Source organism: Chitinophagales bacterium, from assembly GCA_020636535.1.
Classification (GTDB): Bacteria; Bacteroidota; Bacteroidia; order Chitinophagales; family JADIYW01; genus JADJSS01.
On record JACJXT010000011.1, the window covers coordinates 1177593 to 1191012 of the forward strand.

Here is a 13420-nt window from a genome sequence, read left to right on the forward strand (position 1 = left end):
TTCGTGCAAAATAAAACCTATGTCTAGAAAATTGTATTTACTCTTATGCTTATTTTTAATTGTTGGCATTGCTCAAGCAGAACAAAAATATTTGGTTTCGTACGAGTTGGTAAAACAACACACCAAATCTAGTATCGATTCTATTTGGAAGGCACATAAAATTCCAAAATTGGTATTGCCAATAAACAATGATGTAGATATTTATGAAGTCATTTATTTAGTTCCTTGGATTGATAGCACAATGAGAAAAGCTTCTGCTATAGTTTATGTTCCTAGAAATGTAAAAAAAACAAATTCATTTCCTATTATGATGTATGGTCATGGAACGGAAATTCATAAAGACAGAACCATTTCTGATGATAATGCACAGCAAGGTATTTGTTTAGGTTTTGCAACAGATGGTTACATTGCACTACATCCAGATTATTATGGATTGGGAAAAGGTGAAGGAAAACACTTGTATCAACATGCTTGGTCAGAAGCAATGTCATTTATATATTTATTATATGCATTTGATGAAATGAAAGATGTAATCAATATACAATACGATGGTCAGTTGTTTTTAACTGGATATTCGCAAGGTGGACATTCGTCTTTTGCAGCTCAAAAATATTTAGAAGCATTAAACGATCCAAGATTTCAGGTAACGGCAACTTCGCCAATGTCTGGTGCCTATAATATGGTAGGTGAGCAAGAAAAATATATGTTTCAAGAGTATCCAAGACCATTTTATTTGCCTTTTTTGTTGGTTTCGTACCAAGAAGCATACCATGTTTTAGATATAGATAATATATATGATATTTTTCGTTCTCCATTAGATACTTTGTTGCCAAAATTCTTTGAGAATAATAAAAATTTGTCCTATGGTGAGTTAGATAAAGCACTACCTAAAATTCCAAAAGATATTGTAAAACAAAAATATATAGATGAATATTTAAATAATCCGAATTTTGAATTTAAACAACGGCTTAAAGAAAATAGTTTAGACAAAAATTGGGTAGCGAAAGCACCAACGCAATTGTGTTTTTGCAAAGGCGATAGGGAAGTGCATTACACCAATTCTATCGATGTGTATAATGAAATGACAAAAAAAGGGAAGGAAGATATTGTACTTCAAAACTTAAGTGATCATTTAGACCATAATACTTGTGCGGCCTTTTCTGTTTTAGCTACAAAATATTATTTCGATAGATTTAAAGATAAAGGCAAAAATCCAAAGATGAAGTCATTGCCAAAGTTTAAGCAGTTTCTTATGAATTTTGTTAAGAAAAAAGAAGAAAAGAAATACTTAGAAGAAGGCAAAGATGATGCTAGGTTTTAAATCACAGGTACAAAATAAAGTAAAAAAACCTGAGTTATGGATTAAATTCTGCATAATTAACTGATAATCAATCGTCATTGCGAAATTTTGAGAGGAACGAACAAAATTGTGGCAATCTCAAACTATGAACTGCTATAAAGTAGATTACCTGTCTGCCGACAGGTAGACTTCGCTACTTTCATTCGCTCGTAAAGACGCTCTTTTTCTAATAATTGCTAGTTTATTCAAACTATTCTAATCCATAACTCAGGTTAAAAAATAGTCTTTTTGTAACGGTGTTCTTCGTCCTTCCGTAATTTTGAGAACGAAAAATATACAGAATCTATTCTTCTATTAAATATTTTTCTAGAATGACGCCCAAATGAACAATGAGTTTTAGTTAATAATTTCTTCTAGTAATTGCTTGGCAAAGTATGGTGCTAGTGAAACACCTTTAGTACCAAATCCGTTTAAAATATATAAATTTGGAATTGATTCGTGTTTGCCTACAAATGGTCGTCTGTCTTTTGTGGTAGGACGAATGCCTGCTTTTTCTTCTACAATAGTATATTCACATTGAATAAGTTTATGCAATTTTTGTAGCAATTCTGTTTTTCCATTTTCGGTCATACTTTCACTTAAATCATTCCAAACAAAAGTAGTGCCTACATTGTATAAATCATTTCCTAGTGGTACTATAAATATATTTTTATTAATTATTTTATTTAACTGTAATGCTGGTGCATAAATAGTAAAATATTCACCTTTTGCACTTGAAAATGGATAGTCTTTAAAAGCGTTAGTCATTTTTGCTTTATATCCTTGGCAGTTAATAATATATTTATATTTTATATCATTATAAACATAACAACTTTCATTGGCTAACCACTGTGCTTTATTTTCATCAAATGTAGCTTGACTTAATTTTTGTTGTGCTAATAATGTTTTTCTAAAATGTGCTGTGAGCTTTGCAACATCTATCCAAAATGATTGTTGAATAATGCCAGCACCAAATGGTGTTTTTATATTTTGATGCACTGTTTCCACCACATCACCCATGTAATTTTGATAATCAACATCTACTTTTCTTTGATGCCAAAGTTCAATATCATCACTAGAAGAAAATATTTTATAAATATCTTTTTGTTGAACGAAATCGAGTTGATATTTTGTAGCTATTGTTTGATATGTGTCAAAAGCAAATGGCAATAAGTCGTCTATCATCCAAGTTTTAACTAATTTTCTACCAGTAATTGGATTGACAATTCCTATTGCAATATTAGAAGATGCATTTGGATTGTACTCATCTATAATATGATAAGTTATATCGTTTTGTTCTGCATAATAGCTCAACATCGTTCCTGCTAAACCTTGTCCAATAATTAGTAAATCAGTCATGTTACAAAATTACGCATTCGCAATTTATTTTGAAGAATTTCCTACAGATAACACAGGTATTTGTAAAAAAGTAAGTGAAAATAGTGATTAATTGCTTATAATTTAAGATTATTCAACTTTCGTTACTCAAAATTTTGAATGACAATTTTATTATCAATTACTATTGAATAAATTAAATGATTTTAAAATAAATATTACTTTAACAAATCATCTATAGATTGATAGATGTGCTGCATTGGAAATTGCTTAAATGTTGTTTGCATGAGCAACTTTATTTCATCATTATACAAATTGCCTAAACTTCCTTCTAATGTATGATTTAGTTTTTTTGGTTTTTTATAAGAACCATTTTCTACTTGTTTTCCAACAGCAACATAAGCATCTCTAAAACTCATGCCTTCGTTTACCAATTCGTTCACACTATCTACCGTAAATAAAAATGTATACTTAGTATCTTTTAAAATGTTGTCTTCAATTTTTATGTGGTTGAGCATCACTTGTGTCATTTGTAAACACGATTTTAAAGTAGTAAAACTATATATAAAATCTTCTTTTATAATTTGTAAATCTCTATGATAGCCAGAAGGTAAATTGTTTAAAATCAATGTAAACTGATTAGGTAAACTTTGTAGTTTATTGCATTTAGCACGAATGAGTTCCCAAACATCTGGATTTTTTTTGTGTGGCATAATGCTAGAACCAGTAGTCAATTCATCAGGAAAATTAATAAATCCAAAATTCTGATTCATATACAAACAACAATCCATTGCCATTTTACTAAGTGTTGCAGCAATGTTTGACAAAGCAATAGCACAAGTTTTTTCTAGTTTTCCTCTGTTCATTTGTGCGTAAACTACATTATAATTTAAACTTTCAAATCCAAGCAATTCTGTAGTACGATTTCTATTTAGTGGAAACGAACTACCATAGCCAGCACCAGAACCTAATGGATTTTTATTGGCTACTTTAAATGCAGTGTATAACATTTGCATATCATCAACTAAGCTTTCTGCATAGGCAGCAAACCACAAGCCAAAACTTGATGGCATTGCTAATTGTAAATGCGTATAACCTGGCAACAATTTGTCTTTGTGTGTATTGCTCAACTCAATTAACTGATTGAATAAGCTATAACATTCCAAGCTTATTTCTAGTAATTCATTTCGTGCAAAGAGTTTTAAATCTAATAGTATTTGGTCATTTCTTGAACGACCACTATGAATTTTTTTACCAATCTCGCCCAATTGTTCTGTTAATCTAAATTCTACTTCGCTGTGTATATCTTCAATACCATCACCAATAGTAAAATTATCTTTTAGTGTTTGTTTATATATTTTTTTTAATGCTTCATGCAATGCTTCTTTTTCATCAGTAGTTAGTAAGCCAACTTCGCTCAACATTTGCGTATGAGCCAATGAACCTAAAACATCAAATGATGCTAATACTACATCTAACTCTTTGTCTTGTCCAACAGTAAATGCTTCTACCAAACTGCTTAGTGCATTTTCATCTTGATTGTCTTTTTGCCACAACTTACTCATATATTTATTTATAATGTTGGATATTTTAAATTTAGATTTTTAAGTGTTTCTAACACTTTTTTTGCAATTAAATATTCTTTGTACCAATTTTTATCAGCAGGAATAATATGCCAAGGAGCTGCTTCGCTACATTTTTCAAATACAGTTTCGTAAGCATCAATATACTGTGTTCTAAATTCTCGTTCTGTCCAATCACCATCATTGTGTTTCCACATTTTCTTTGGATTTTCCTTTCGCTCTGTCAGTCGCTCTAGCTGATTTTCGCTAGAAGTATGCAAGTAAAACTTTAGTACAGTGGTATTTGTATCTTCTAATAATTGTTCAAAATGATTAATATGTTTATATCTATTTTGAATCGTAGCATCATCTACCCAATGATGCACTTTTTGTATCAAAACATCTTCGTAATGCGAACGATTAAAAATACCGATTTTTCCTTTTGCAGGAACTTGCTGATGTACACGCCATAAAAAATCGTGTGCCATTTCTATTGGTGTTGGCTTTTTAAATCCAGCAATTTGCAAACCTAGTGGATTTAATTTTCCAAATACATTTTTACTTACACCATCTTTTCCAGAAGCATCTAATCCTTGTAAAATAACTAGAATGGCTTTGCTACTATCTGCAATTAAAATGTCTTGTAAGTCTTCAATTTCGTTGATGATATCTTTTGTGGTTGCTTGAGTTTGCGATTTATCAATAGAATCGTTTGGCGAAGTGGCTATATTTTGTAGTATAATTTTAGACATATTTTTTTAACTAATTTTTGTCATTCTGTAATTTTTAAGTATGAGAAATATACGGAATCTATTATAAAAAGATATTAGATTCCAAACAAATTTCTTCGTTCCGAAGTTTCGGAATACTGCCAATTTTTTTGGAATGACGAACAAACCTATAAATTATTTCATTGCATTTTTTAAGATACCTAATAAACCTCTTGTAAGTGTAGATGTTGCTGTTCTAAGTACTTGTCTGCCTGTGGTACTATTTAATACTTTACCAATGGTAGATTGCTCTGCTTTTTTACTAGTTGTTTTTCGTTCTTTTACTACTTCTTTTTTAGCTTCGTCTTTTTCAGCATCTAACATTTTTTTGCTTAGCATTTCATAAGCACTTTCTCTATCAATTACTTGATTATATTTATTATACAAATTTGAATTTTTAATGAGCGTATTTAGTTCGCTATCACTCAATACATCCATTCTAGATTGTGGTGGTGCCATTAATGTATGTACCAATGGTGTAGGAATACCTTTTTCGTTTAATACCGTAACTAGTGCTTCACCAATTCCCATTTCTGTAATAATGTTTTCTACTTCGTAATTTTCGGTATATGGATAATTTTCTGCTACGAGTTTAATTGCTTTTCTATCTTTTGCAGTAAATGCTCTTAGAGCATGTTGAATTTTCATACCTAACTGTCCTAATACATCGTTGGGAATATCATTAGGATTTTGTGTGCAGAAAAATACGCCTACGCCTTTAGAACGAATTAATTTTACAATGGTTTCTATCTGTTCGTTTAATGCTTTAGATGCTTCTTGAAAAACCAAATGAGCTTCATCAATAAAAATGACTAGATCTGGTTTTTCTTGGTCGCCTTTTTCAGGAAACTTCTCATAAATTTCTGCTAGTAAACTCAACATAAAAGTAGAGAACAATTTAGGTTTGTCTTGAATATCAGTTAATCGAATTACATTAATGTAACCATAACCATTGCTGTCTTTTCGTAGCAAATCATTTACATCAAAAGAAGTTTCGCCAAAGAAAATATTAGCACCTTGTTGTTCTAACTCTACTACTTTTCTAAGTATTGTTCCAAATGTAGCTGGACTAACAGCACCGTATTCTTTTTCTAATTCCTCTTTTCCTTCTGTAGATGCAAATTGTAGTACTTTTTTAAAGTCTTCTAAATCTAATAAAGGTAAATGTGCATCATCGCAATACTTAAACAATGTAGCAATAACGCCTTGTTGTGTGTCGTTCAAATCTAAAATTTTAGAAATTAGAATTGGACCAAATTCTGCAACAGTAGCTCTTAGTCGCACGCCATCTTGCTGCGAAATAGAAAAGACTTCCGTAGGATATTTAGTCGCTTTCCAATCGATACCAATGGCATTTTTTCTTTCTTCAATTTTTGGATTAGATGTACCTTCAGCAGCAATACCAGAAAAATCGCCTTTAATATCCATCATCAAAACCGAAATACCATTCTCTGATAATTTTTCAGAAAATAATTGCACCGATTTTGTTTTTCCAGTACCTGTAGCACCAGCAATAAGTCCGTGTCTATTTAACGATTTTAAAGGCACTTTAATTGGTGTATTGGCAACTGATTGCTTGTCTAACATAGCACCACCTAATACAAAACTATTTCCTTTAAAAGTATATCCTTGATTAATTTCTTCTTTAAATGAATCGATATTCGCCATCTTTTTTTTCGTAAAAATACAAAATTTACTTTTATGCGTTTTTCTATTTACATTTGAGATAATGAGAAATTTGATTTTTATAACTATTAGTATTTGTTTTGGAACTTTATTGGCTGGAAATGAAGAGCAAATTGGTTTAACTAAAGACTTTAATGCTTATTTTAATGTAATTGATAAGATTGAAAGTGTTGATGAGTATTTGTATCCAGAGTTGTTTAATGTGTTTCCTAAAGCTACGATACAAATGGCAATTAAAGATATTTACGATGATACGACTGTAAAAACAACATTTTTAGATAGTAAAATTACTAGTATTGAAAAAGTAATTTCGTATGATGGTGCAAAGTATGCTAAATTAAATTATAGTTATTTACTTAAACTTACTTTTTTAGAAGCTGACTTTGAAGATGAGAATGGAACGATTACCAATATTTATAAAAGTAAATATGGAAAAGAAAATGTAGTTTATGATGCAACTACAAAAACTTATTCTATTTTATTAAATAATACTATGGTTGCTATTTGGAAACCAGATTACAATCATTGGAAATTTGTAGAAGCGAAACCAGAAACAAAAGAAGTGTTTAAATTAATATTTCCTGAAAATATAATTAAAAAATTGAAGTTGTAAATGACTTAGATGAATTTATAAATCATAGTACTTTTATTTTGTTTTATTGTACTGAATATTATCAATAGTAAGTTTACTTATAATTTCTAACATAATTTCTGATGTGCCACCACCAATTGTTCCAAGCCGAGAATCTCTAAAAAATCGTGCTAGTGGATAATCTTCCATAAAACCATAACCACCAAATTTTTGCAAGCAATGATAGGCAATTTTATCACTCAATTCAGTTGCTAAATATTTTGCCATCGATGCTTCTTTAACGCAATATTTCTTTTCGTTATACTGTTTACAAACAAAATAAGTATAGGTTTTTACACTTTCTAATTCGCTCATTAGCTTCGCCATATCATGTCGTAGTACTTGAAACTTATTAATTGGTTTGCCAAATGCTTTTCGTTCGCTCATGTATTGTAGTGTTTGTTGAATAGCTAACTCAGAAGAAGCAATGGCACCCAAAGCTAACATGAGTCGCTCTAACTCAAATCGTTGCATAATATAATAAAAACCATGATTGAGTTTGCCTAACAAATTTTCTTTAGGTACTATAACTTGGTCAAATGCAATCTCTGCTGTGTCAGATGCTTTCCAACCTAACTTTTTTAATTGATTAGTACTAATTCCTTTAGTGTTTGTATCAACAACTAGCATAGAAATTCCGCCAGCACCAGCATCAATATTAGTTTTACAAGCAACAATGTAGTAGTCTGCACTAATACCATTGGTAATAAAACATTTAGAACCATTAATTTCAAAGTGCTCATCATTTTCTTTTGCAGTTGTTTTAATGTTAGCAACATCACTTCCAGCAAAAGGTTCGGTAATTGCTAAAGCACCATGTAAGTTTCCTGCAATACCTTCTTTCAAATATTTATTTTTGATATAATCACTTCCTTCATGTTTTAAATGTGATAGTGTTAAGTATGGATGTGCTGAAATACTAGCACCAAAACCACCAGAATTACATTTACTTACTTCTTCTATAAATATTACATCGTACCAGAAATCGAGATTAGAACCACCATAATTTTCTTCTTGAGTTAAACCAAAATAACCCATTTCACCAAATTCTTTCCAAATATATTCAGGTAGCATTCCATCGTTTTCCCATTGGTCGATATTAGGAACAACTGTTTTATCTAAAAAAGCTCTAAGTGTTTGACGAAATAATTTGTGTTCTTCATTAAAAAATAAATCAGTTATGTTGTTCATTGGTATTTTTTTCTAAAAATACGCATTTATTTATTGTGTTGTCTGGAGTTTCCTCTAGACAAGAAAAACTGTTGAAAAGAATTATAAAATGTCGGAAGGAAACTTCCAACATCACAAATTATTTTAATTTATTAGATATATATTCATCAATAGTACTAAAAACAAAATCAGGAAATAAGTCCATAAACTTTTTGTTTTTCAAACCACCTTGTAATGGTCTTTGTGCTGGTGGATTTAATTCATTTGTTGTCATAGGCAATAAATCGTATTGTGCAGTAGGAAAGTAGCTTAAAATGCGTAATGCCAACTGTACTCTGTTCATATAATCGGTACTTGAAATATTATAAATTCCATAATGTTTATTGTCTAATAACAAGTACATCGCTTTAGCAATATCGTGTGCATTAATTGGCGTAGCAAATTGGTCGGTTGGTAATTTTAAAGTCAATTTTTGTTGATTAATGGCTTGGTCAAAAATTCTGGCTACAAAATTTTTACCACGAATTTCATCACCATAAACATTAGTAATTCGTAGTACAATAGTATTAACAGTTGAATTTAAAACTAATTCTTCTGCTTCTAATTTATGACTACCATAAATACTAATTGGATTTGGTTTTGCTTGTTCATCGTAAGGTCCATCATGTCCATCAAAAATATAATCGGTAGAAATAAAAACTAAAGTTGCATTTAATTGCTCAGCTAAATCGACAATATTTTTTGTAGCAGTAACTGTTTTCTCATAGCTTTCAACTTCATTTTGTTCACAATAATCAACATGTGTTAATGCACCACAATGTATAATTACATCAGGTTTAAAATCGTATATATTAAAATTATTTTCATTATTGATATCAAGTGTATTGAAAGCGACAGTATAAGGTGTTTCATAACTAAAATGTGTTCCTATAACATTTTCCTTTTTTTCTTTAAAGTAATGATAGCAATTTCCACCAACTAATCCAGATGCTCCAATTATAAAAATATTCATTATATATTAAAATTTAACTGACTAAATAATTTCTTTTGTTTGATGTAATAATCTACTACGATACTACTATTATATATTCCATGTTTATTTGGTTGTGCTACTGCATTTTGTTGTTGTATTTTCTGAAATGCAATTTTCTTATTATTCAAATCATCAATCATATCATTATAATCTGCTAGTGCTTTTTTTATAGCTTTGCTTTCATCTTTATTGGTAAGCAAACTTTTTAACCAAGCAATTTTATCTAAACGATTTCGCATTTTATAGATTCCAGACAATTCTATTCCACTTAAATTTTTTCGTAGCAAAGCTCTATTGTTTCTAAAATTCAAATATGTTTTTTTAGGATTAGATTTGTGCAAAGTTCCACCTCCAACATGAAAAACAGTACTGTTAGCACAATAGCCAATTTTATAACCTAAATTTTTTAGTCGCCAACACAAATCAATTTCTTCCATGTGTGCAAAAAAATCGCCATCAAAACCACCTACCAAATGAAATGCATCTGCTTTAATAAACAAGCAAGCACCACTTGCCCAAAAAATTTCTGAATTTTGATTGTACTGTCCATTTTCGACTTCACAAGTATTAAAAATTCTTCCTCTACAAAACGGATAACCATATTTATCGATAAAACCACCAGCAGCACCAGCATATTCAAACTCTTTTTTATTGTGATACGCCAGTAATTTTGGTTGAGCAGCTACCATTAAATCATCTTGCTCTATATAATCAATTACTGGTGAAATCCAATTTGCAGTTACTTCAACATCGGAATTTAATAATATGTAATAATCACTTTTAATTTGTTGTAATGCACGATTATAACCTTCTGCAAATCCATAATTTTTATCTAAAACAATGAGTTCAATTTGATTAGCAAAATTTTCTTGTAAGTATTGAGTACTATCATCAGTAGAAGCATTATCTGCTACAATGATTTTGCAATTAGCTAACTTAGAGTGCTGTATTACAGAAGGCAAAAATTGTTGCAAGTGCTGTTTCCCATTATAATTTAAAATAACTATGGCAATATTTTTGTTCATTATTGGCTTGAAATTAGTGTATTTTTTTAATTTAACCTATAGTTATAATTGATTAACTTTTGTCTTGACACAAAAGTTACAAAAAGTCAAGACTACAATAAATTCTTAACGCTCGAACTACATAAAAAAGCTAAAAATCTTGAAACTCGCTCTGCTCAAACAGCAATATTTTCTTTACGCTTTTTTATTTGTTCTCTCTAAATTTATTGTAGGTCAAATTGTAAAATAGAATATTCTTAGTATTGAATGAGATTTTTAGCTTATTTTGTGTGAAGATATCATGAAAAAAATACTTTGGATAATGACTGCTACCATGTTGTTGAGTGCTTGTAACTCAGCACAAAAACGATTTAATTTGGCAAAGAAAAGTGCTAATGAGTTGCTACAAAACATGAATCAACCGAGTGCATTAAGTTACTTTGAAACGCCTTATTTTAATAAAGAGCAAATGCAAATTATTATAGGAACTATTATGCAGAACTGCGATTGGAATAATAGAGCAACACATAGTTATACTGAAAAATTAATTGAAGATAAAGAAGATGGCAATGTTGCTATATTTATATATCAATATTATATGGATTGTGATAGTATTCAAATTAATATGTCGTATAATTTATTGAACAAAACACCACAATTAATTAGTTTTGAAATTATTGATTTGAATAGCAATCACTAAAAATAGTTGATTTAATTTGTTGTTTTAAAACTACTTTTTAACAAAAATATGACTATGTATTCTTGTATTTATTTATATATTTGATAAATAGTAAAACAAATTTAAAATGGAATATAAGGTTATAGTAGCAATATCTATAATATTACTATTTGGTACTTCCTGTGTTAGAAGCCAATCCTCTGATTATATAGAAAACACTAAAGATTTATTAAGATTAGTAGATAGAAATAAATATAACATTGCATATAGTCTGTTTAGTGCCGAAAACAAAGAAGATAAAGAAAATTTATATAATGAATTTAATAATATAAGAAAAAGTATAAAAAAATATGGATATCCTAATGAATATGAGGTGATAGAGCAGGACATGTTTATTGTTATTGAGTCTTTTTTAAAGATGTCTGATGACTATGTATATAAATTGAATGTCTATTTTATAAATTCAAATTATGTTTCAGATGGAAAAATAAATTTTTTAACACTTGAGAAGCTAAAGAATGATAAAACGCAGATAAAAACAAAAACATTTCCAGCACAATAATGTTTTTATACAATGTATTAATATGTAAATAAATTATTGATTTGAATAACAATCACTAAAAATAGTTGATTTAATTTGTTGCCATTCATCTTTTAAAATACTATAATAGACTGTATTTCTTCTATAACCATCGTACATTAAAGTATGACTTCTTAAAGTGCCTTCTTCTGTTGCACCTAGTTTCAAAATAGCTTTTCTCGATTGCAGATTTCTTTCATCGGTTTTTAATTCTACTCTTTCAAATTGTAGTGTTTCAAAAGCAAAACACAACAATAGAAATTTTACATTTTTATTAATAGCAGTTCCTTGTGCTGTTTTTGCCAACCAAGTAAAACCAATTTCTAATCGCTTGTCTTTGTTAGATACATTACAAATACTAGTAGTTCCAACTACTTTATTATTTATTTTATCTAAAATAATAAATGGATATCGTATTGCTTTGTTATAATTTAAAAATGCATCAGATAAATAATTGTCTATAGAAGTTTCATCATTAAAAATAATAGGTGAGTACTTTGTAATATTGGGATTTTGTAAGGCAATTTCCTTTAATAAATTTTTATTGATTGCTGTTAATGGAAGTAGCTCTACTATATTATTATTAAAAGTATAAGTATTATTAAATTCAAAATTCATGTTTAATATTTAATTCCAGCTCTTTTCCATCGTCTATGACTCCATAACCAAAGCTGTGGTTTGTTAATAATATCGCTTTCTAAAAATCGTACGAATTGTTCTACAATGTCTTCTTTATTAGCTACTGGTTGATTTGGTATAGCAATTGTTTTTAAATCGACTTCGTAATATCCTTTGTCAATTTTATGAATAGACGCATACAATACAATAGCATTTTGCTTGTGAGCAATATTGGCATATGCTTGATGAAATGGTGTTTTGATGCCTAAAAAATTAGTCCAATAAGCTTTGTCTGTATCAACAGGAGTTTGATCAGCAAGTATGGCAATTAAATTATTTTGTTGACAAACCTCAATAATTTTTTTAATGTCTGAATTTAGAATAGTATGCAAACCTAGTCGCTCTCTAATTTTTTTCATTTCATTATCAAAAGTAATGTTATTGCTAGGAGCATATAGTGCATAAGCTTTTTTATTGGTAGCATTTGCTGCTAAATAACTTGCCCATTCCCAATTACCAAAATGACCTAACAATACAAATAAAGGTACTTGCTCATTCCTTAAATCAAATAACAATTGTTTGGCTTGATGAGTTAAACTAATTCTTTTATCAATACTGTTTTTGGATATACTTATATATTTTATTATTTCTACAACAATGCACGATAAATGATGGTAGTATTTTCTTCTAATTTTATTGACTTCTAATGATGATTTGTAAGGAAGTGCATAAGCCAAATTGGTATTGATGACCGTTTGTCTATAATGTAAAATGTGTTGTACAAAAAACTGGATTACGCTTGCCAAAATATACAAAATAGATAATGGCAAATAGGAGAGTAGTTTAAGCCATGTAAAAAGTATCTTGGTAATTATTTTTTTCACTGCTATAAAAATACAGATATTTTAGGTGTTGCAAGTATCAATAATATTAAATGTATTTAAATCAAACAAGTCTATTTTTCCTTACCAATTCATTATTAAAACATGAATAGTTGCTATTTAGATTCAATA

13 protein-coding genes are annotated in these 13420 nt (G+C 29.2%); 4 read left to right on the forward strand and 9 right to left on the reverse strand.

What is annotated here, in order from left to right:
• The first annotated feature begins 19 nt into the window (after positions 1–19).
• Positions 20–1321 (forward strand): hypothetical protein, encoded by a 1302-nt coding sequence (locus H6553_05400; protein MCB9033252.1) that lies wholly within the window; start codon positions 20–22, stop codon positions 1319–1321.
• A gap of 375 nt (positions 1322–1696) precedes the next feature.
• Here the strand turns inward: H6553_05400 and H6553_05405 are convergent, their stop codons facing one another.
• The 4 genes from H6553_05405 to H6553_05420 form a co-directional block, all read right to left on the reverse strand.
• The gene (locus H6553_05405) at positions 1697–2698 is read right to left on the reverse strand and encodes an FAD-dependent oxidoreductase (protein ID MCB9033253.1); all 1002 of its coding nucleotides are present in this window, start codon (positions 2696–2698) and stop codon (positions 1697–1699) included.
• Positions 2699–2892: 194 nt separating this feature from the next.
• Positions 2893–4239, reverse strand: coding sequence for an argininosuccinate lyase (argH, locus tag H6553_05410; protein MCB9033254.1), 1347 nt, complete (start codon positions 4237–4239; stop codon positions 2893–2895).
• A gap of 8 nt (positions 4240–4247) precedes the next feature.
• Positions 4248–4988, reverse strand: coding sequence for a deoxynucleoside kinase (locus tag H6553_05415; GenBank protein MCB9033255.1), 741 nt, complete (start codon positions 4986–4988; stop codon positions 4248–4250).
• 153 nt (positions 4989–5141) lie between these two features.
• Positions 5142–6674 carry a DUF853 family protein gene (locus H6553_05420; GenBank protein ID MCB9033256.1) on the reverse strand — a complete coding sequence of 511 codons (1533 nt, stop codon included), beginning with the start codon at positions 6672–6674 and terminating at the stop codon, positions 5142–5144.
• Positions 6675–6735: 61 nt separating this feature from the next.
• On the opposite strand from H6553_05420, the gene H6553_05425 reads away from it, so the two are divergent.
• Positions 6736–7305: a hypothetical protein gene (locus H6553_05425; protein MCB9033257.1), complete on the forward strand. Its 570-nt coding sequence runs from the start codon at positions 6736–6738 to the stop codon at positions 7303–7305.
• A 33-nt stretch (positions 7306–7338) separates the two neighbouring features.
• Here the strand turns inward: H6553_05425 and H6553_05430 are convergent, their stop codons facing one another.
• The 3 genes from H6553_05430 to H6553_05440 all read right to left on the reverse strand — a co-directional run bounded on the left by H6553_05430 (position 7339) and on the right by H6553_05440 (position 10551).
• Positions 7339–8514 (reverse strand): acyl-CoA dehydrogenase family protein, encoded by a 1176-nt coding sequence (locus tag H6553_05430; GenBank protein MCB9033258.1) that lies wholly within the window; start codon positions 8512–8514, stop codon positions 7339–7341.
• 118 nt (positions 8515–8632) lie between these two features.
• Positions 8633–9505, reverse strand: a complete 873-nt coding sequence (locus tag H6553_05435; GenBank protein ID MCB9033259.1) for an SDR family oxidoreductase — start codon at positions 9503–9505, stop codon at positions 8633–8635.
• Positions 9505–10551: a glycosyltransferase family 2 protein gene (locus H6553_05440; GenBank protein ID MCB9033260.1), complete on the reverse strand. Its 1047-nt coding sequence runs from the start codon at positions 10549–10551 to the stop codon at positions 9505–9507. The genes H6553_05435 and H6553_05440 overlap by 1 nt, the downstream gene beginning before the upstream one ends.
• Positions 10552–10831: 280 nt before the next feature.
• On the opposite strand from H6553_05440, the gene H6553_05445 reads away from it, so the two are divergent.
• The gene (locus H6553_05445) at positions 10832–11230 is read left to right on the forward strand and encodes a hypothetical protein (GenBank protein MCB9033261.1); all 399 of its coding nucleotides are present in this window, start codon (positions 10832–10834) and stop codon (positions 11228–11230) included.
• A 106-nt stretch (positions 11231–11336) separates the two neighbouring features.
• Entirely contained in the window at positions 11337–11771 is a 435-nt protein-coding gene (locus H6553_05450; protein ID MCB9033262.1) for a hypothetical protein, read from the forward strand.
• Positions 11772–11804: 33 nt separating this feature from the next.
• Here H6553_05450 and H6553_05455 read toward each other — a convergent pair whose 3' ends face one another.
• Together H6553_05455 and H6553_05460 are read right to left on the reverse strand one after the other, a co-directional pair.
• Positions 11805–12407, reverse strand: a complete 603-nt coding sequence (locus tag H6553_05455) for a GNAT family N-acetyltransferase (GenBank protein MCB9033263.1) — start codon at positions 12405–12407, stop codon at positions 11805–11807.
• Positions 12408–12409: 2 nt separating this feature from the next.
• Complete coding sequence (locus tag H6553_05460; GenBank protein ID MCB9033264.1) at positions 12410–13291, reverse strand: lysophospholipid acyltransferase family protein; 882 nt, start codon at positions 13289–13291, stop codon at positions 12410–12412.
• Positions 13292–13420 lie beyond the last annotated feature (129 nt).